The organism is Sporosarcina sp. P13, assembly GCF_002743055.1.
Lineage (GTDB): Bacteria > Bacillota > Bacilli > Bacillales_A > Planococcaceae > Sporosarcina.
Genome location: NZ_PDYM01000017.1, coordinates 25,716 through 46,775, shown reverse-complemented (window position 1 = coordinate 46,775; position 21,060 = coordinate 25,716). Strand labels below are relative to the sequence as shown.

Sequence of the window (21,060 nt, the reverse complement as noted above, 5' to 3'; positions counted from 1 at the left end):
ATAGACCTAGTTGAAATTATCAGCTGGTCCTATTTCCGTAGCATATCCACCATATAAAAAGCTATCTTCACTTTCAAAAACTATTACACTGTACCGCGTTTCTTCTCCATTTTCAAAGCGCACGTTCGCGATATAGTCACCGGGCTTTTCGACTTTAATATTCGTAAAATTGTATACGATCCTATCAATCTTTACGTTGTCAGAGATAATCTTTCCGTCCGTCGTTGCGAGAGATATATGTTCCACAAATTTATACTTTGTATTAAGCGAGACCTCTGCCGGCAACGTATCAATCGTCTTCTCTAACGTCAAACCGAGTTCTCCGCCCACTTTTTTCACATGAAGATAATACTTTTGATATTTCATAGTAAGGTCCGCGTCTCTTCCCCAAATGACGACGCCACCTGTCCCTTCCTTGACTGGCAGTAATTGCACCTGACTTAGCGTATCTTTTTTCCCTGCCACTTTGACTGCACGGAATACGCTCGGATTCACTTGATCATCGATAACCGCTGTAATCGCATCCCAGCCTAAATCGCCTGCTTTCAACGTCACACCATTTTCCACCCGTGCTTTCTCCGTCGCCACTAACATTTTCGCAGCTTGCCCTCTTGTAATCGGTGCGTTTGGACTAAATGTGGTAGGAGTTGTACCTGAAGTAATACCAAGCTTATAAATGATCAGTACATCCTGTGTAATACCAACTTCTCCTTTGAACGGATTGTTCACTTTCCCATCACGTGGTAAATCAAATGCTTTCACAAGAATCGAAGCCATATTTTTACGCTTGATCGGCTCATCCGGTTTGAAGCTACCGTCCGGATACCCGCCAATAATGCCTTCCTCCGCCATTTTCGCAATCGCCTTATAAAAACCATACGATGTCGGTACATCCTTAAATTTCTGGCCTTTGACATTCGAAGTATCTAGACCAATCATCTTCGCAATAATTGCGGCAGCTTGTCCTCGCGTAATCGAATTCCCCGGTTTGAACGTACCGTCCGGATAGCCTCCTATAATAGTACGTACTGCCAGATCATTCACCGCTTCCGCAAAGTGCTTTGACGGCGGCACATCAGAGAACACTTGTTTCCCAGCCGCAATCCCTGACAACGGTAAACTACATGCCAGTAAGAATGCACCCACTACTGCAAATAACTTCTTCATTTCTTTCATCCTTTCTAAACAATCCTATTTTCTAAGCAGCGTATAGACGGGGAATTACTAAAATAGTTTCAACATAAGAGGGTATATTTTAGTAAATGAAAAATACCTGTGTGAGAAACTTTTATGAATGTTTTAACATTCATGATTGTTTCTCACACAGGTATCTTATTTAAAATGCAGACGGATCCTCCAGTGGAATCGTCTACGGAAACTTCTCACAAGCTAGCAAATAATTTAAACAGTACTCGCAGTCACAATCTTGCGAGAGGTGATGATGGTTGTCGTAAAATTTTTTTGTCCGCTGGGAATCTACATGAATTGTCCATAGCCCAACTATTTCTGTAGTCATCTGATCATTTCCGTGAACTACGCCTGTAAACACGGACAGTAAACCTGCGCGTGAACTTTCACGAGTGTTTACACATTCACATTTGTTTCTAGCATAGATATCTTACTTCTAGCTGACAGTTTCCGCTGCCTTTGGTCCTCTTACTCTTCAAACAAGCTCCGTCCCCACTTTTCAATGCCTTCCCAAAACTCTTTCACCTTCTTGTCTTTCTCTTTTTTCTTCTCTTTCTTTTCTCTTTCTTCCTTTGTCTTTTTCTTCTGCTTCTTCAGCTCTTTTATTTCTTCATCAATTAACGATAAATCAAATTCCTTTGTAGTTAATTCGCTGGCTGATTTTGAAACGACTTGCGCGAAAATGGGCGGTGCAGTAAAGCTGCTGGTAGATGTTAAATAATGGTCGGCGTCTGTTTGATCATATCCGAGCCAGACCGCACCCGCAATATCCGGTGTATAGCCAACGAACCAATGATCTTTTGAACCGTTCACGCCTTCAAACGGTAGCTGTGTAGTGCCCGTCTTCCCCGCCACATCCATACCGGAAACTTGTGCTTTTTTCGCAGTGCCTTCTTTTACAGCCCCTTGCAACATATACGTCATTTGCTGGGCAACTTCCGCATCTGTCACGCGCACAGACTCTCCCCGCCACTTCCCGAGCACTTTTCCTTCCGAATCTTTAATTTCTGTGATCGCATGGGCTTCTTCCATCACTCCATCATTCGCAAACGCAGAAAACGCTTGAGCCATCCGTAACGGAGAGGTTCCTTTATCCAGTCCTCCAAGCGCCAATCCAAGCGCACGGTCATTCTTTTCCAATGAAATTCCAAACCGTTCAACAGCATGCACTCCATTTTTGATACTGATCTGATCCAACAGCCAAACAGGAGGAATATTATACGATTGTGTGAGCGCATCGTACATCGTCACTTCCCCTCTATATTGCTGATCAAAGTTTTTCGGAGAGTACCCGTCCATATCGATCGGTTCATCCACAAGTAAATCTGACATATGATACCCTTCCTCAAGTGCCGGAGTATAGACGGCAAGCGGCTTTAACGCAGATCCAGGCTGTCGGATAAGGTCCGTCGCATTATTGAAGCGTCCATGCGTATATTCTCCTCTCCCACCGACTAACGCCAGAATCCCGCCCGTTTTAGGATTTAGGAAAACAGACGCACTCTGCAGAAGCTGGTCTGGAGCGCTCTTCGGAAAATAGCGATCATCCGCATACACTTTTTCGAGCGCCTCTTGGACCACCGGATTGATTTCTGTCGTAATATGCAACCCGCCGGACAGCACTTCATTTCTCGTCAAATGGTACGTATTGACCGCCTCGTCCACTACACGGTCGATATAATACGGATAGTTCCCTTTGTAATCTGGCACTGTCGATTTTGCCAATGCCAGTTTCTGTCCAATCGCTTCATCGTATTCTTGCTGGCTGCTATACTGTTCACGCAGCATCAACGCCAACACCAGATTGCGCCGTTCCACCGACTTTTCCATATTTTTCGTAGGCGATAAATGCGACGGTGCTTTAATGATGCCTGCAATTGTCGCTGATTCGCTTAACGTCAATTCACTGACATCCTTACCAAAATAGGTCTGCGCCGCACGTTGAATACCCCACGCCCCATCACCAAAATAAATTTGGTTAAGGTAACGTTCCATGATCTCATCTTTCGAATACACCCGTTCAATCTTTTTTGCGAGAATCAGTTCTTTAAATTTACGAGAGTACGTACGCTCCTGCGTCAAAAACGCATTTTTCGCAAGTTGCTGCGTAATCGTACTGCCCCCTGCCACGATTTTGCCTTTGAATGCGTTCTGAAGTAAGGCACGTCCCATTGTTATATAATTGACGCCATGATGTGTGTAAAACCGTTGATCTTCCACGGAAATGACTGCTTCGATCAGCGTCTTCGGAATCTGGTCGATCGTTACCCCTTCAATATTCGAATTCGACACCTTACTGATGACTTCACCGCTCGGATCGTAAATAACCGTCGACCGTGGTGCAGGTTCTTCGAGTGCACTTACATCGCTGAATGTGATGAAGATATTCAGTACGAGTAGTGCGCAAAAGACGACAAGTAGACTACTGATGAATACGAAACGAGTAATCTTTTTCCTCAGGCTTCTTTGCTTTTTCGGTCTTTTTTTATGTTGTTGTTCTTTATATTCTGACCTTTTCATATAAGTTTCACCTGCTTTATTGCTGTGGATTTGTTGGTTGAGTACAGCATAGTATTGACGATTGGGGTGTTTGAAGGTTGCGGATTTTGTCTTTTGGGGGATTTTGGTACGAATATATGTAAAAAAGATATTACCTGGAAGTTGGGCTTCTTGGTAATATCTTAATAAAAGTACCTGTACTTGAAATCTTCATGATCGTTTACACATTCACGCTTTTTCGAATACAGATAGGTAATTTACAGTAGATACCCAATTATTGAAGGAACGGCGCCATTAATACTTTTCCTGTTCCGCGGTAGACATTTACCAATCCTTCGCCTGAAGCCGCCGAACCCATAAGTGTTTTTCCAGAGCGTTCGACAGTAAATTCTAAACCGCCTGACCAGGCAATCGCCATATTCCCATCGATTTTCAACTCATCATTTTCTAACTCGATTTCTATAAGTTCCTCTCTCGACACGGAAGATTCCAGTGCAATCACTCCTTGCCCGGTAAGTCCCAGGTTGAAAAGACCTTCCCCGCCAAGTGCAGCAGAAGAAAGATTTGAGCGCATCACGGCCTTATGTTTTAATCCTGAATCACAAGCTAAAAAGAGTCCGTCTTCAATGACGAGTGACTGATCCCACTCGTCTACATCCAGTAGCAAAATATGCTTATACGTCGGTTCTAAAACAAGTGTACCGGTGCCCGTGTACTCCGGTTTGATGCTCGATTCTTTGGTCATTTTGCCCCTAATCGTTTTTCCGATGAAGTCTCCTACTCCCTTAAGCCCAGTCGTCGCTTTCACATCTCCGACCATCCATTGCATGGCCCCTGCCTGGATCGTAATGTTTGACTGACCGACATCGCAAACTAGCTGTCTTCTTCTTACATTCATTTCAGAAGCATAATATGCCGATTGGGCTGTAGCATGATCGACACTTAACTCTCTTTGAAACTCCGCTACTTTAAAAGGGCCAAGCTCCTCCCTGACTTTTACATTTTCATTATCTACAAAATTTTTAATCGTAAACAGAATAATCGCCCGCTTTCTGATTTTTTATTTTGGTTGCAAGGTTATGGTAATTATAACATGAGATTTTACTTACCTGATTTTTATAAAGAAAAAACCTGTACAGCATATAACATCAACACGAAAAGTCGCATGGAAGTTCTATCTGTACAGGCTAGCCTTTCACTTATTGAATCGTAATCACAATTTTACCTTTTGAATGATTAAAGGTACCTGTGCATGAAACTTTCATGATTGTTTAAACATTCACGTTTGTTTCTCACACAGGTACCTTATTTTAACTGACTGATTGCTTGAAAAACCACCCGATATACCAACGATTCTTGTACGTTTCTATTTCACTTTCGTTTACTCTTCCACTTTCACTTCACTACCGTCGCTCACCTTGACTATCCATGCTTTTCGTTTTTTGTCATAACGTACTTCTTTGATTTCATTAAAATTAAAGTATTCCTTCCCCTTCCCTTTGACCGCCTTCGCCACAGCTTGCGATTCAGAAAGTACTGCTTCTCCTGGTTTATAATCAGGCAAGATTTCCACAAACTTAGCCTCCCCCTGCGCCGGATACGATTCCAAAATAGCGCCCGAAGCTTCCACCTTCACGCGTTGGCCAACTGTAAGTAAATGCGCTTCATCAAATGAATAGTAAGTAGCTCCTTCCGTTCCCCCAGAGACGAAAATGCTACCGTCCGACACGTCCATAATAAACCCACCATCTGTAACAGGTGTATCGGTCATATCCTTCTCGGGATGAATAATAGCGGACATCCCTGGCTCAGCAACCATATTGCCTTCTTGCTCGAAGTGGAACGTATAGTTAGGAAACTTCTTTTCTAGCTCTTTTTGCTGTGACGCCTTCAGGAAATCATGTCCTATTTCCACGCGGCCTGTAATCGTATCGACTGCTAATGAAAATGAACCGCGCTCTTGGTTCATGCCCTTTAATACGTTCGTCACTTCATCTTGGATCGTATTCAGTTCCTGATGTGTATGGGGACTGCGGAAAATATAAATTGGCTCCGCCAGAATGTCCCCCTCATCCACTTTTGGCTGCAACCAGTCAATCACTTCCTGCACTTTTTCGTCAGGATTCTTCACACCAATCCATACTCCCGATTGCGTAGCCCCAAGCATCTGGTTTTCTAAGAAAAGAACCCCTTCCTTTTCAAACGCTTCATTGCCACCATACACTTCTTCAACTGCTTGGATAGCAATCGGACCTTCTATCGCCTGTACCGCCATATCCTCTTCCAATGCCAGTGACGGCTCGCCGTAGAAACCTCCAATATAATCTGGACTTTCTAATTGCTCTTGAGCTACCTGATCACGTCCTGGTGACCCTTCAACAGTCTGCTTCAGTTCAGCAATAATTTCACGACCATCCACTTTTTTTATCGTCTGCCAGGCATCTTGCTTAACTGATCCGTTTTGCGTCTCATTCCCCATTCCACATCCGCCTAACAATAATGTAACGCAAAGTACAAATGCATACGTAGTCTTTCTCACATTTCCGCCCCCTATCTACTGCAGTAGACGGAGGAGATGTTGAAATGTTACTAAAATGAGAAAACAGTTATAATATTAATTGGGTTGGTGTACATTGGCGCGGTTTGCACAAGGCATTGCGCGGTGATGGAAGGGGTTGGCTCGGTGCAACTTGACTTTCGCGCGGTTTGCACAAGTCATTGCGCGGTACTGGAAGGGGTTGGCTCGGTGCAACTTGACTTTCGCGCGGTCTGCCATGTTATTGGCGCGGTTTGCACAAGTCATCGCGCGGTACTGGAAGGGGTTGGCTCGGTGCAACTTGACTTTCGCGCGGTCTGTCATGTTATTGGCGCGGTTTGCACAAGTCATCGCGCGGTACTGGAAGGGGTTGGCTCGGTGCAACTTGGCTTTCGCGCGGTCTGTCATGTTATTGGCGCGGTTTGCACAAGTCATCGCGCGGTACTGGAAGGGGTTGGCTCGGTGCAACTTGACTTTCGCGCGGTCTGCCATGTTATTGGCGCGGTTTGCTCCGGCTTTTGCGCGGTACACCAAACTTTTGGCGCGGTTTCTAACCTGGTTCGCGCGGTAAGCCTAAATTTTGGCGCGGTCCAGACCTCTTTCGCGCGATAACCATACGAACTGTTTCCCCCGCTTCATTCTGAACCACCACCAATACATCACAATCCACAACAAAAAAACCCACCAGCACGTTCATGCTGGTGGGTTCATCCATATACATCAATATGGAGACGGTGGGAGTCGAACCCACGTCCAAAGGCTCTGCTACTTCAGCGTCTACGCGTGTAGATTGATAACTTGGTTTCGCGCAAGCATTATGCCATCAATCAGGGCGTCCTGTGCGCTATTCCGGGAATCTCTTCTGACATCCTCGGAATGCAGATGTCAGCGTAGCTCACTTATAAGTGAACCTTACGCCTCCACATGAGCGATGGAAACGAAAGGTAGATTCAACAGCTTACGCTGCGAATGCTAGGTTGTTGTTTGTTTTGCCAGTTATTATTAACTGTCGTTTCTGACGGAGACGATCCCTCCGACGCGCAGCTCAAGCCCAGACCACCCCTGTCGAATCCGTAACGTCCCCGAAGGAAAGTTCGGAACCCAAGTCCGTTTCACTTAGAACGGCGGGTCGTACTTGAAACTTCTTATAGTATATAATAAATCGGGCTGTTAATCAATCTTGTTGTTTCGCTTTGAACGCTCGCTGCATATCCCGCTTATGTTCTTTCTCTTTCAAGTCTTGTCGCTTATCGTAAAGCTTCTTCCCTTTACCGACGCCAATCAGCACTTTTGCGAAGCCATCTTTAATATACATTTTCAACGGAATAATCGAATAGCCTTGTTGTTTCGTCTCACCTATTAATGAACTGATTTGTTTCTTGTGCAGTAATAGTTTGCGAGAACGAATCGGGTCATGGTTGTGGATGTTCCCTTGTTCGTATGGACTAATATGCATATTGGAAATCCATGCTTCATTGTTACGGATCAAGATAAATGCGTCACGTAACTGGACTTTCCCTTTACGAATCGATTTTATTTCAGTACCTTTTAAGACGATTCCCGCTTCAATAGTTTCTTCGATCGCGTAATCGTGATTTGCTTTTTTGTTGACGGCTAGTACTTTACCGGATCCTTTGGCCATGCTTCATTCCTCCCCCTATTTATCAATCTCGCCTAGGCGTGATTGCATCTACACTCAGCATGTAACTTCTGCTAAATGTAGATGAAGACTGGAGCAGTTGATCTCCAGCCTTATTTTTTCTTTGATCTTCTTTTAGAGTTCTTTGCTACACTTTCGTAAAACTTACGCTTAGGTTTTTCATACTTCTTATTGCGTTTGTCGCTTTGTTGACCTCCGCCTTGCTTCTTACCTTGTCCACGACTTCCTGAACCATTGTCTTTACTTCTCCCCGCCTGAATCACTTTAGGCGATTCTTTACGGGAGCCTCTGAAGTTTTGAACCATGCCAACGATTTCGAAATCGACTGCTTGTTCTTCTGGCTTAACCGAAATGACGCGCACCTTCACTTCGTCTCCGATACGGAATTGCTTGCCAGAACGTTCGCCAATCATCATCATTTGACGGTCATCAAAACGGTAGTAGTCATCATTCATGTTTTGTACATGGACGAGTCCTTCAATTGTATTCTCTAGCTCAACAAATATACCGAAGTTTGTGACAGAGGATACCACACCTTCAAATTCTTCCCCAATTTTATCCACCATAAACTGTGCTTTCTTAAGTGCATTTGTATCACGTTCTGCATCGACGGCACGGCGTTCACGTTCAGACGTGTGTTGAGCGATTTCTGGTAAACGTGCAGACCAGTGAGCGATGGTTTGTGTTGTTAGATCTTTTTCGAATAAATACGTCCGAATCAAACGGTGAACGATTAAGTCTGGATATCTACGGATCGGTGCGGTGAAATGCGTGTAAAATTCCGTCGATAGTCCGAAGTGTCCGATACTTTCCTGGAAGTATTTCGCTTGTTGCATCGAGCGTAATAACATCGTAGAAATAACAGATTCCTCTGGAAGTCCTTCGATCGATTCAACGATTTCTTGCAGCGCCCGCGGATGGACTTGATTGCCCGTTCCTTTAACGACGATTCCGAAGTTTGTTAGGAATTCGAAGAAGCGTTGGAGTTTCTCTTCTTTCGGATCTTCGTGAATACGGTATAAGAATGGAACTTGTAGCCAGTGGAAGTGCTCCGCCACAGTTTCGTTCGCTACCAACATGAATTCCTCGATTAATTTCTCTGAAACGGTACGTTCTATGATGATGACATCTGTTGGATTTCCTTCTTCATCGACAAGAATTTTAGATTCTTTAAAATCGAAGTCGATTGCACCGCGGTCTTGTCGTTTTTGACGGAAGATCGCTGCAAGTTTCGCCATATCATTCAACATCGGTACGATTTCTTCATATGTCTTCGATAGTTCTTCATCTTTATTCTCAATGATTTCATAGACATCGCTATACGTCATACGATAATTCGAATTGATGACACTTGGGTAAATCTCATGCTCCACGACTTTACCGTTAAGATCCACTTTCATTTCACATGTCAGTGTTAAGCGATCTTCTCCAGGGTTCAATGAACAGATCCCGTTCGATAAACGGTGTGGCAACATCGGAATGACACGATCCGTCAAGTATACACTCGTTCCGCGGTCCGCTGCTTCTACGTCCATTGGAGAGTTTTCTGTCACATAATAGCTGACGTCAGAAATATGGACGAATAAACGATACGTTCCATCGTTTTCTTTAAAGACAGAAATTGCATCATCCAAGTCTTTTGCATCCGCGCCATCAATTGTCATCGTCAAATCGTTTCGAAGATCTTTACGATTTAATAAATCATTTTCTTGGACGGTTGTCGGTACGCTATTCGCATGGTCCATTACTTCTTGCGGGAACTCGATTGCAATGCCGTGTTTATGGATGATCGACAAAATATCTACGCCAGGGTCATTTTTATGGCCAAGAATCTGCGTGATCATACCTGTTGCGGACTTTTCGTCATCCGGCCAACTCTTAATTTCAACAATGACTTTTTGTCCGTCGACTGCGTCAAGAGAATGCCCTTTTTCAATATAAATGTCCATTGGTAGTTTTTTATCGTCGGCTAATACGAAACCATAGCTACTGTGATCTTGATACGTACCGACTATTTTTGTCGTCTTACGCTCGACAATTTTCGTAATGGCACCTTCACGACGGTCTCCAAATGAACTTTCTGATACGCGTACAAATACGATATCACCGTTCATTGCCCCGTTTAATTCATGTGGCGGAATGAATACGTCATCGCCTTCCACGTTTTCCGGTACGACAAAACCAAAGCCTTTTGCATGACCGATAAATTTTCCGCGGAGTAAATTCATCATCTCAGGTAAGCCGTAACGGTTTGCGCGTGAGCGGACTATTTTGCCGGTCTGCTCTAGCTGTACGAGCATTTTGACGAGTTCTTTAAATTCTGCCGCCTGTTCCATACCGAGTATTTCTTGAATCTCGTGAACAGTTTTTGGTTGATAGGATGCTTCTTCCATTAAAGAAAGAATCTGTTCTTGTAATTCTTTTTCAAATGCGTCCAAACAATCATCTCCTCCTTATATAGTTTCTAATAGTACCTTCCCCTTTTTTCACTCTTGCCAATCAAGGGTTTCAAGAAATTCCAGCACATTTTCGTGAAGTTGTGCTTTTTCCGGCCCCAATGTAATGACATGTCCGGATTGTTCATACCATTGTAGTTCTTTTTCTGTGGATTCGGCTTCGTCATAAATGATTTGTGCGGAATTCGCATCAATCACTTCATCGTGTCTTGATTGAATAACGAGTAATGGTGTATAAATGCAGTTAACTTTCTCTCGCACACCTTCGACCAACGACCGTAAATCGTTTAATCCAGGCATCGACTTTGTTTTCAGCTCTGTCATTTCTTGTTGGATCAGCTCGTCAGGGTCACCTGCGAACTTTTTGTAGTCACGTGCATATTTCAACACGCCTTGCCACATAAGATCGGTCGTTTTCATCGTCATTGGTGCACACATCGTGACGACACCTTTTAACGGAAAATCCGCTGCGAGCTTCAATGAAAATACGCCACCAAGGGATAATCCCACCACAGCAATCTCTTCATAGCCTGTGTCTTTCAACTGATTATATGCAGCCAATACATCTTCCCACCACTGCGCAGGATTCGTTTCAATCAATTCCTCTGGTGGTACACCATGTCCTCGATAATGTGGTGCCATAGAAGTATAATTATGTTTTTCCAGAAACCGGCCGAGCATCCGAACGTCTGCGGATGTACCAGTGAAACCGTGTAATAGTAATACCGCACGTTTGCCATGTTCAAAGAAAAATGGTTTGGGCTGAGCGATTCGCATGTCTTTCGATCCTTTCTAAGAAAAGCGCCTGACCGTTCAATCTTGGTCAGGCGCTTACATGTTTATATTTTCATAATCGCAATTGTTAAGACAAAAAATAAGACGGATAGAACGATCGTAGCTCTTTGAAGTACTAGGTCTAATCCACGGGCTTTTTGTTTTCCGAAAAGTTGTTCAGCACCTCCGGAGATGGCTCCTGACAGTCCTGCACTTTTACCGGATTGCAATAATACGACAACGATTAATGCTATAGCTACAACTACAAGCGATGCTGTTAAAACGGCATGCATGTTTTCCACCTCCAAAATAGCAAATCATAACATTTCTATTTTAACAAAGCTATGTCATTGGCACAACCTTTAGTTGCAAATTGTGCCAACTAACAAGCGGAGGATGTCTTATTTATTTAGATTATAAAATGTATCTTTGCCCAAGTATTGAGCTGTTTCAAACAATTGATCTTCGATACGAAGCAATTGGTTGTATTTCGCTACGCGGTCCGTACGTGACGGTGCACCTGTTTTGATCTGACCTGCGTTTGTAGCGACTGCGATATCCGCAATTGTTACGTCTTCTGACTCACCCGAACGGTGAGAGATGACTGCTGTGTAACCAGCGCGTTTCGCCATTTCGATCGCGTCAAATGTTTCTGTCAACGTTCCGATTTGGTTCACTTTGATGAGGATCGAGTTGCCGATTCCTTCTTCAATTCCGCGTGCTAATTTTTCCGTGTTTGTTACGAATAGATCGTCCCCTACTAATTGCACTTTGTTACCAATGCGCTCCGTCAATAGTTTGTGGCCCACCCAGTCGTTTTCATCCAAACCGTCTTCGATTGAAACAATTGGGTACTTTTCGCAAAGTTCTTCATACCAAGCAACCATTTCTTCAGATGTTTTACGAACATCTTCTCCTGCTAAGTAATAGTTGTTTTGCTCTTTATCGTAGAATTCAGAAGAAGCAACGTCCATTGCAAGCAAGATATCTTCGCCTGCTTTATAGCCTGCTTTTTCAATTGCTTCGATGATTGTAGTGATTGCTTCTTCGTTCGAGCTAAGGTTTGGAGCGAATCCACCTTCGTCACCAACAGCTGTATTCAAGCCTTTGTCGTGTAGTACAGACTTTAGGCTGTGGAAGATTTCAGCACCCATACGTAATGCGTGGCGGAATGATTCCGCGCCTACAGGCATTACCATGAATTCTTGAATATCTACGTTGTTGTCTGCGTGCTCGCCACCGTTTAGGATATTCATCATCGGCACTGGCAATTGCTTCGCGTTGAAGCCGCCCAGATGCTGATACAAAGGAATGTCTAAATAATCAGCTGCCGCATGTGCAACCGCCATAGATACGCCTAGGATTGCGTTTGCACCTAGTTTACCTTTGTTAGAAGTGCCGTCTAGTTCGATTAACGCTTTATCGATTACAACTTGATCAAGAACTGAATAATTTTCTTCTAGTTCTTCAGCAATCACTTCATTGACGTGATCTACAGCCTTTAACACACCTTTACCGTTGTAGCGATTGCTGTCGCCGTCGCGTAGTTCTACCGCTTCATATTCTCCAGTAGATGCACCGGAAGGCACGATTGCGCGTCCAAACGCACCGCTATCTGTGAATACTTCTACTTCTACTGTTGGATTGCCTCGTGAATCCAGTACTTCTCTTGCTTGAATATGTGTAATGATTGGCATGAAGATCTCTCCTTAGAATAATGGTTTTCCGGTCATTTCAACCGGTTGTGGAATTCCTAACATTTTCAACATCGTTGGTGCTAAATCGGCAAGTATGCCATCTGTTCGCATCGTAATATCTGGTTGTGTAATGATCACAGGCACAGGATTCGTCGTATGTGCCGTCATTGGTTGTCCTCCAATGGTAATTACTTCATCGGCATTGCCGTGATCCGCTGTTACGATAGCTGAACCGCCTTTAGCGAATATTGCATCGATAATTCTTCCTAGACACTCGTCTACCGTTTCAATCGCTTTGACAGTTGGCTCTAGCATACCGCTATGTCCGACCATGTCTGGGTTGGCAAAGTTCAAAATGATCGCATCTTGACGTTCTGCTTCGATTTCCGCGATTAACGCATCCGTCACTTCATACGCACTCATTTCAGGTTGTAAATCATAGGTCGCGACTTTCGGCGAATTAATCAAAATCCGAGTTTCCCCTTCAAATGTCTCTTCGCGTCCACCACTCATGAAAAACGTGACATGCGGATACTTTTCCGTCTCCGCAATACGCAATTGACGTTTCCCATGATCTTCCAACACTTCACCAACAGTTTTCGTCAAATTGACATTGTGGAAGACAATATCTGCTACTACATCATCATTATAATGCGTAAAGCCGACAAAATGTAAGTCTGTAAATTTCTTGACTCCTCTATCGAAACCATCAAAATCAGGTTGTGTGAACGCGCGAGACAATTGAATCGCACGATCGGGACGGAAATTAAAGAAAATGACCGCATCCCCGTTTTCGACAGACGCTACTGGCTTACCGTCTTGTTGTACCACAAACGGCTCAATAAATTCATCATGTATCTCTTCGGTATAAGAAGCCCGAACTCCTTCTTCTGCTGATTTATATTGTGTACCGATGCCATAAACCATTGCGTCATAGGTCTTCTGCACACGATCCCAACGCTTATCACGGTCCATCGCAAAATACCGTCCAGACACGCTCGCAATTTGTCCCACGCCTACTTCGTTCATGGCATCTTCTGTACGCTTAATATAAGGCAAAGCAGTCGTCGGTCCGACATCACGTCCGTCAAGGAACGCATGTAAATAGACTTTCTCCACACCTGTTTCTTTCGCTAGTTTCAATAAAGCGAATAAATGCTCATAGTGACTGTGAACACCACCGTCAGACAACAAGCCCATCACATGCAGTGCAGACTGTTTCGTTTTCACATGTTCCATCGTCTCTAAAAGAGTCTCATTTTCAAAAAATTCACCTTCACGAATGGACTTATTGATACGTGTCAGACTTTGATACACGATGCGCCCGGCACCGATATTCAAATGTCCCACTTCAGAATTCCCCATTTGTCCTTCAGGTAAACCGACATCTTCACCACATGCGCTTAACGTGGCATGAGGAAAGTTTTTCATCAATAAATCAATGTTCGGAATCTTTGCGTGCGCTACAGCATTTCCGTAAGTTTCCTCTCGCAAACCGAAACCGTCGAGAATAATGAGCGCGACTGGTTTATTCGCCATGAGTCCCAGCCTCCACCAATTGAACAAACGCTTCAGGATCCAAACTTGCTCCACCAACTAGTGCACCATCAATATGTTCTTTACTCAGTAATTCTGCAATATTTTCAGGTTTCACACTGCCTCCGTATTGAATGCGAATCGCGTCTGCCACTTCTTTTGAGTAAATCGTTTCTACTTTATGACGAATTGCCGCACACACTTCATTGGCATCGTCTGCCGTTGCTGTTTTTCCAGTACCGATTGCCCAAATAGGTTCGTAAGCAATGACAGATTGCTTCGCTTGTTCAGCCGTTACGTTAGCAAAAGCTGCCTCTACTTGCGCAGAAACGATCGAAACCGTTTCATGCGTTTCACGTTGCTCCAATGTTTCGCCTACGCAGACGATTGGTGTCAAGTGGTGATTGAATGCAGCATGTACTTTCTTGTTGACTGTTTCGTCTGTTTCATTGAAGTACTGACGACGTTCCGAGTGTCCAAGAATAACGTAGTGTACGCCTAAGCTTTCAAGCATTGCCGGGCTAACTTCTCCCGTAAAAGCGCCTTCTATTGTGTCATGCATCGTTTGTGCACCAACTTTTACAGCACTTGTTTCAAACCGTTGCAGTAAGTCCCCTATATAAAGTGCAGGTGGACAGATGACTGCCTCCACTTGATCTGATGCTGTGAGTCGTTCTTTGATTTGTTCCGCAAAATCCGCAGCTTCATTGGGTAGTTTGTACATTTTCCAATTGCCCGCAATAATTCGTTTTCGCAAAAGAATCTCTCCTATTCTCGATCTTGTAATACAGCTACTCCTGGTAGTTCCTTGCCTTCCATGAACTCAAGTGAAGCACCGCCACCAGTCGATACGTGGTCCATGTTTTCTGCAACTGCAAACTTCTCAACTGCTGCTGCGGAGTCTCCCCCACCAATTACAGTATAAGCATTTGTTTCTGCCATCGCATCTGCTACAGTTTTTGTACCATTCGCAAAAGGTTCCATTTCGAAGACACCCATCGGCCCGTTCCAAATAACGAACTTTGAGTCTTTGATCACTTGCTTATAACGTTCGGCTGTTTCAGGTCCGATATCAAGACCCATCCAACCTTCTGTAATTGCATCTACTGCCACCGTTTTCGTCTCTGCATCTACTGAAAACGCATTCGCAACGACTGCATCTGTCGGCAAGTACAGATTCACTGCTTTTTGTTTTGCTTTTTCAATGAACGACTTCGCCAATTCTACTTTATCTTCTTCTACTAAAGAATCGCCTGTTTGATGACCTTGAGCACGCGTGAATGTATAAGACAGTCCGCCGCCGATCAATAGGTTGTCTACTTTATCTAACAAGTTATCAATTACACCGATTTTATCTTTTACTTTAGCTCCACCGATAATCGCAGTGAAAGGTCGTTCAGGATCTGACAATGCTTTACCAAGAACGTCTAGTTCCTTTTCAAGCAAGAACCCAAGAACACCAGGTATGTATTGTGCAATACCGGCAGTTGACGCGTGTGCACGGTGCGCAGTTCCGAATGCATCATTGACGAATACATCTGCAAGATCCGCAAATTTCTTCGATAGTTCTGCATCATTTTTTTCTTCTCCTGGATTAAAGCGAACATTTTCAAGCAAAATTACTTCGCCGTCTTTCATCCGAGCAATCGCTTGTTGTACATCTTCCCCAATCGAAGCGTCTAATTTACGTACTGGTTTACCAAGAAGTTCGGACAATTTATCCCCAGCCGGTGTCAAACGCATATCTTCTTTGACTTCGCCTTTTGGACGACCTAAGTGACTAGCTAAAATAACTTTTGCCCCTTCACCTGTCATATACTCAATTGTCGGCAATGCTGCACGGATCCGTGTGTCATCCGTTACTTTACCGTCTTCCATTGGTACGTTAAAATCCACACGACAAAATACGCGCTTACCGTTTAATTCGATATCTCTAATCGTTTTTTTCAACTTCATGGATAAATCCTCCTCCGAGATAATATAAAAAGAGGAACGGGTTTCTCCGTTCCTCTCACCCATATTTATTCATTATAATGGGTTACCAGTAGATTGGCTATGATTAATGATAGATTCGTATGAATTGTCGATTTAAAGACCTTGTTTATGCATGTAACGAGCTAAATCGATACAACGTGCAGAGTAACCTGATTCGTTATCATACCAAGAAATGACTTTCACCATGTTGCCTTCCATGATCATTGTAGAGAGCCCGTCAACTGTTGATGACGCGGTATTGCCGTTGTAATCAATAGAAACTAAAGGCAATTCGCTGAAGTATAAATAGCCTGCCAACTCGTTTTCAGAAGCTTTTTTCAACACTTCATTGACTTGCTCTACTGTGACATCTGTATTTAATTCTGTCACAAAGTCTACAAGTGAAACGTTCGGAGTCGGCACACGCACAGCCATTCCATCTAGTTTCCCTTTAAGTTCAGGAATGACTTTCGTTACAGCAGATGCCGCACCAGTGGTCGTTGGAATCATGGACTCGCCAGCCGCACGTGCACGTCTGTAGTCTTCGTGAGGTAGATCTAAGATGCGCTGATCATTCGTGTAGGAGTGAATCGTCGTCATCATGCCGCGTTTAATACCGAATTCATCATTCAATACTTTTACGATCGGCGCTAGACAGTTTGTTGTACACGATGCATTGGAGACAATATGGTCGTTTGCTGCATCGTATGTTCCTTCATTGACACCCATAACAAGCGTCGTCATATCACCTTTAGCCGGAGCCGATAGAATGACTTTTTTAGCGCCTGCATCGATATGTTTTTGTAGTGATTTTGTATCGCGGAATACGCCTGTACAGTCGATTACGATATCTACGCCTAATTCTTTCCACGGCAAATTCGCAGGGTCTTTTTCTGCAAATACTTTCACTTTCTTATCGTTAACAAGTAATGCAGATTCGTCTGATTGTACGTCTGCATCTAAAATACCGTGGACGGAGTCATATTTCAGTAAGTGAGCAAGCATCGCTGCGTCTGTCAAGTCGTTGATTGCTACGACTTCCACATCTTTTGTTTTCAACGCTTCACGTAAAACCACTCGTCCAATTCGTCCAAACCCGTTAATCGCTAATTTTACTGTCATAATCAATCGCCTCCGTGTAAGTTGTTGTTATATGTTTGCCCATCGCGGGCGATTAAATCCTTAGTTACATTAGTGCCAACATTTCTTCAGCTGCAGCTTCATCTGTTATTAAAATCGTTTGAGGTGGCGCACTCGCTAAGTAAGATAGAATTGCTTGTGCTTTACTCGCCCCCCCTGCTACAGCAAATAGCAAAGGAACTTGTTGCAGCTGCTCAATCTGTATACCGACTGTGCGAATTCGATGAACAATTTCCCCTTGTTGATTGAAATAAAAGCCGAATGCCTCGCCCTTCGCTTGACGTTCTACAAGAATTTGCTGTTCTTTGTCGGATGAATTTCGCAACAGCGCCATTCTAGAAGCATCGCCAATACCATGTATGACACATTCTGTCTTGCTATATAATTCCAACATCTCTTTAGCAGCCGGCTCATGCTGGAATACCGCATGTGCCTCTTCACTTAGAGTGTCGGGGTAATAAAACGCTTTGTAAGATGCATCGCAAGCTTCAGCGAAGGAAGCTGCAATTATATTCGCCTGTAAACCTAGTTCTTCTCCTACTCCACCTCTTGCTGCGACGAATAATACATCGGATAATTCATCGTTCTGCATGAAAGGTGGAATGCCCGCTACTGAACTACCACCTGTGACCGCTACGATTTTACGATTTTGAATATGCGTACGGAATTGCTTCGCTGTCTGCATGCCGAGAAGTTGCTTTGTTAACTCTGAATGATCCGAATCACCTTCTACTACATGGACTTTTTGGATAGCTAATCGCCGCGTTAGTTCATTTGCCAATTGATGCCTACCTGATCTTTCTTCAATCGTATCATGTAAGACAAAGAGTACTTCTATACCTTTTTCTGTAACGGATACGCCTTCTTTTGCAATATTCACTAGTTCTTGTTCTTTTAATAATTCGAGCATCGTTCGCGTTTCACGTTCAGAATAGCCGGACATGGAACTAAGTGTTCGTCTGCCAACCGGACCTGATATCTTAATCAATTTCAGCATATGATAACGTTGTTCGATTAATGTAGGAAGTTCAGGTACAAGTGCATGTTGTGCATCGATAAATGATAAGTTCAATTACATCACTCTTTTCAGGTGGGTTATTTTTGATCCCTTACTAACTATTATGTCCCACCTATAATAAAAAAATACTATACCGTGATTATAGCATTCATTGAATTGAAACACAATAAGGAAAGCGCCTTCATTATTCAATTATTTCCAAAATATCGATATAGCCGATATTCCCATACAATACAACGTCTCCATTTTGTTCAAGAACCGGAATCATCAGCATGTATTTTTCATGGATTTCATCATCTTCTTCTATATTATATGTCTCCCATTCGATGTTGTGATCTTCTGCGACCAAACGTAGCATGTGCTCCGCTTCTACGCAAAGTGGACAATTGGGTCTCGTGTAAAATTTGTATTTCATTTGAATCACCTCGTGAATTAGTGTGTTGTTATTTATAGTATAGAAGGTAATGCAGACAATCAATAAAAAGGATGCCTGGAGTGTGGGGATCATAGAAACACATCGCACGCTCATAGAACTCCGCAAGTGATCATTGAAACACTCCACACGCTCATAGAACCCCGCAAGCGATCATTGGAACCACTCACGCGCTCATAGAACCCCGCAAGTGATCATTGAAACACTCCACACGCTCATAGAACCCCGCAAGCGATCATTGAAACCACTCACGCGCTCATAGAACTCCGCAAGTGATCATTGAAACACTCCACACGCTCATAGAACTCCGCAAGTGATCATAGAACTCAGAAAAAAACCACAAACTCCAATCAAAAAAACAAGTACTAAGAGCATAACGACTCTCAATACTTGTCACAAATTCAAACACGTCACCAACTTCGTCCAGCACCGCCTCCGCCTCCGGAACCGCCGCCTCCAAAGCCACCTCCGCCACCTCTGAAACCACCGCCACTACCTCCACCCATTGAACCTGGGAAAAATATAGGGCCGCTACGGGATCTGCCGCCAGGGCCACCACCTCGTCCGCCTCCACCCTTAAACATACGATAAAGAAGAAATATCACAATAATGACTACTACGAATGACGGAACACCCGGCTCTCCCTGTGATTCAGCATAGGCAACCGGTAACTCATCGCCTTCTAATCCATATTCTGCAGCGATTTCATTGAAGAAAGCTTTATAGGCTTCCATAATAGCCATATCAGGTTGTTCGTTTTCTAAATAAGGCATAGCTACTTCGTCGATAATGCGTCCAATTTTACCGTCTGGAAGCGCACCTTCTAATCCGTAACCTGTTGTTAGGTAGAATTCGCGTTTGATTCCCATTTCCTCATCTTTTTTAGTAGAAACGATTAGTAGCGCACCGTTATTCATCTCGGCATCGCCTAATTTTAACTCTCGAAGTTTTCGAACAGCATACTCTTCAACCGGCACGCCTTCAAGTGAATACACTGTACGAACAGCAAATTCCACTTTTGTCGCCTGTTGTAAACGGAGACCATAATCCCGCAGTTCTGCTTCTTGCTGTGGCGATAGAATCTCCGCGTCATCCACTACGACTTCAGAAACCGCATGTGCAGGTGTTGCAGTGCTGATCAGGGCGACTAGCAGCACTGCAACGAACATGCAGAAGCGATTCCTCACTTCGTGTTATCCCCGAAATCGACTGCTGGCGGTTGTTGCGCCCCTTCGACCGCTTTAAAGTATTCTTTTTCATCAAAACCAAACATGGATGCGATGATTTTCCCCGGAAAACGTTTAACTCTACGATTAAATTCAGACACTACATCGTTATAATCTTTACGCGCCACCGCGATTCGGTTCTCTGTACCCGCCAATTCATCCATTAATGCTTGGAAGTTTTGGTTCGCTTTCAAATCGGGGTAGTTTTCGACTACGACCAATAATCTACTTAACGCACTCGAAAGCTCTGAATCAGCAGCTGCTTGCTCTTCTGGCCCTTGTGCACCCGCCATTTTACTACGCGCGTTCGCTATGTTGTCAATGACTTCCTTTTCATGTGCCGCATACCCCTTTACTGTACTAACCAAATTCGGAATTAAATCCACTCTTCGTTGTAACTGGGTTTCGATTTGCGCATATGATTGATTCACATCTTCTTCTAAATTCACTAGTTTATTATAGCTTGGAACAATCATGATTGCGGCAATAACTGCTAAAATAATGACAACTATCAGTGGACCAGCGATCTTCTTCATCCACAACTACTCCTTTCAACCATCTATTTAGTATGTCCTTACCCATAATCTTTATCCTGCCAAACTTCTTGTTTTTCAAGTGAATAAAAAACACGGCGGCATCTGCTAGGTAATTATCTTGTACGTATTTTTTCCAGCTGAATATGCTAAGTACTATATGATAGTTTCGCAACGAAAATCCCTACTTTTTAACATGTGAGAATATTTTTCATTTTATTCTTTACAGTTTATTTTGAGTACGCTATACTATTAAAAGTTGCATGAAGGAAACAATATAGTCCGAATCACGCATAAGAGTTGCACAAAGGAAACTAGTACATGTATATTCTTTATAAACTACCTATCTAACCGAAGAATAAATCTAACCGGTTTTTATTTATCTAAATG

18 protein-coding genes and 1 other RNA gene are annotated in these 21,060 nt (G+C 43.5%); 1 reads left to right on the top strand and 18 read right to left on the bottom strand.

What is annotated here, in order from left to right; all coding sequences use genetic code 11:
* Nucleotides 1-6: 6 nt before the first annotated feature.
* The 4 genes from CSV79_RS09550 to CSV79_RS09535 all read right to left on the bottom strand — a co-directional run bounded on the left by CSV79_RS09550 (nucleotide 7) and on the right by CSV79_RS09535 (nucleotide 6,226).
* Nucleotides 7-1,167 carry an S-layer homology domain-containing protein gene (locus tag CSV79_RS09550; RefSeq protein ID WP_158232505.1) on the bottom strand — a complete coding sequence of 387 codons (1,161 nt, stop codon included), beginning with the start codon at nucleotides 1,165-1,167 and terminating at the stop codon, nucleotides 7-9.
* A 489-nt stretch (nucleotides 1,168-1,656) separates the two neighbouring features.
* On the bottom strand, nucleotides 1,657-3,708 hold the full coding sequence (locus CSV79_RS09545) for a transglycosylase domain-containing protein (protein ID WP_099688824.1): 2,052 nt from the start codon (nucleotides 3,706-3,708) through the stop codon (nucleotides 1,657-1,659).
* A 253-nt stretch (nucleotides 3,709-3,961) separates the two neighbouring features.
* A complete protein-coding gene (locus CSV79_RS09540; protein ID WP_233201410.1) occupies nucleotides 3,962-4,585 on the bottom strand; it encodes an AIM24 family protein in 624 nt (207 codons plus the stop codon).
* Between the two features lie 483 nt (nucleotides 4,586-5,068).
* Nucleotides 5,069-6,226, bottom strand: coding sequence for a DUF3221 domain-containing protein (locus CSV79_RS09535; RefSeq protein WP_099688822.1), 1,158 nt, complete (start codon nucleotides 6,224-6,226; stop codon nucleotides 5,069-5,071).
* 144 nt (nucleotides 6,227-6,370) lie between these two features.
* Here CSV79_RS09535 and CSV79_RS09530 point away from each other — a divergent pair, with 144 nt between their 5' ends.
* On the top strand, nucleotides 6,371-6,835 hold the full coding sequence (locus CSV79_RS09530) for a hypothetical protein (protein ID WP_099688821.1): 465 nt from the start codon (nucleotides 6,371-6,373) through the stop codon (nucleotides 6,833-6,835).
* A gap of 111 nt (nucleotides 6,836-6,946) precedes the next feature.
* Here CSV79_RS09530 and ssrA read toward each other — a convergent pair.
* From ssrA to CSV79_RS09460, 14 genes are all read right to left on the bottom strand, one after another.
* Nucleotides 6,947-7,307: a transfer-messenger RNA gene (gene ssrA / locus CSV79_RS09525) on the bottom strand.
* Nucleotides 7,308-7,397: 90 nt separating this feature from the next.
* Nucleotides 7,398-7,865, bottom strand: a complete 468-nt coding sequence (gene smpB / locus CSV79_RS09520; RefSeq protein ID WP_099688820.1) for an SsrA-binding protein SmpB — start codon at nucleotides 7,863-7,865, stop codon at nucleotides 7,398-7,400.
* Nucleotides 7,866-7,975: 110 nt separating this feature from the next.
* Entirely contained in the window at nucleotides 7,976-10,276 is a 2,301-nt protein-coding gene (gene rnr, locus CSV79_RS09515; RefSeq protein WP_233201411.1) for a ribonuclease R, read from the bottom strand.
* A gap of 93 nt (nucleotides 10,277-10,369) precedes the next feature.
* Nucleotides 10,370-11,116, bottom strand: coding sequence for an alpha/beta hydrolase (locus CSV79_RS09510; protein WP_099688818.1), 747 nt, complete (start codon nucleotides 11,114-11,116; stop codon nucleotides 10,370-10,372).
* Between the two features lie 62 nt (nucleotides 11,117-11,178).
* Nucleotides 11,179-11,406, bottom strand: a complete 228-nt coding sequence (secG, locus tag CSV79_RS09505) for a preprotein translocase subunit SecG (RefSeq protein ID WP_099688817.1) — start codon at nucleotides 11,404-11,406, stop codon at nucleotides 11,179-11,181.
* Nucleotides 11,407-11,514: 108 nt separating this feature from the next.
* Entirely contained in the window at nucleotides 11,515-12,810 is a 1,296-nt protein-coding gene (gene eno / locus CSV79_RS09500; protein ID WP_099688816.1) for a phosphopyruvate hydratase, read from the bottom strand.
* Nucleotides 12,811-12,822: 12 nt separating this feature from the next.
* Complete coding sequence (gene gpmI / locus CSV79_RS09495) at nucleotides 12,823-14,349, bottom strand: 2,3-bisphosphoglycerate-independent phosphoglycerate mutase (protein ID WP_099688815.1); 1,527 nt, start codon at nucleotides 14,347-14,349, stop codon at nucleotides 12,823-12,825.
* On the bottom strand, nucleotides 14,339-15,103 hold the full coding sequence (gene tpiA / locus CSV79_RS09490; RefSeq protein ID WP_099688814.1) for a triose-phosphate isomerase: 765 nt from the start codon (nucleotides 15,101-15,103) through the stop codon (nucleotides 14,339-14,341). The genes gpmI and tpiA overlap by 11 nt, the downstream gene beginning before the upstream one ends.
* Nucleotides 15,104-15,114: 11 nt before the next feature.
* Nucleotides 15,115-16,302 carry a phosphoglycerate kinase gene (locus tag CSV79_RS09485; RefSeq protein ID WP_099688813.1) on the bottom strand — a complete coding sequence of 396 codons (1,188 nt, stop codon included), beginning with the start codon at nucleotides 16,300-16,302 and terminating at the stop codon, nucleotides 15,115-15,117.
* A gap of 132 nt (nucleotides 16,303-16,434) precedes the next feature.
* Nucleotides 16,435-17,442: a type I glyceraldehyde-3-phosphate dehydrogenase gene (gene gap / locus CSV79_RS09480; protein WP_099688812.1), complete on the bottom strand. Its 1,008-nt coding sequence runs from the start codon at nucleotides 17,440-17,442 to the stop codon at nucleotides 16,435-16,437.
* A 64-nt stretch (nucleotides 17,443-17,506) separates the two neighbouring features.
* Nucleotides 17,507-18,532, bottom strand: a complete 1,026-nt coding sequence (locus CSV79_RS09475) for a sugar-binding transcriptional regulator (protein ID WP_099688811.1) — start codon at nucleotides 18,530-18,532, stop codon at nucleotides 17,507-17,509.
* 130 nt (nucleotides 18,533-18,662) lie between these two features.
* On the bottom strand, nucleotides 18,663-18,893 hold the full coding sequence (locus CSV79_RS09470; protein WP_099688810.1) for a glutaredoxin family protein: 231 nt from the start codon (nucleotides 18,891-18,893) through the stop codon (nucleotides 18,663-18,665).
* A 428-nt stretch (nucleotides 18,894-19,321) separates the two neighbouring features.
* The gene (locus tag CSV79_RS09465) at nucleotides 19,322-20,080 is read right to left on the bottom strand and encodes a TPM domain-containing protein (RefSeq protein ID WP_099688809.1); all 759 of its coding nucleotides are present in this window, start codon (nucleotides 20,078-20,080) and stop codon (nucleotides 19,322-19,324) included.
* 14 nt (nucleotides 20,081-20,094) lie between these two features.
* Nucleotides 20,095-20,673: a LemA family protein gene (locus tag CSV79_RS09460; RefSeq protein ID WP_099688808.1), complete on the bottom strand. Its 579-nt coding sequence runs from the start codon at nucleotides 20,671-20,673 to the stop codon at nucleotides 20,095-20,097.
* Nucleotides 20,674-21,060 lie beyond the last annotated feature (387 nt).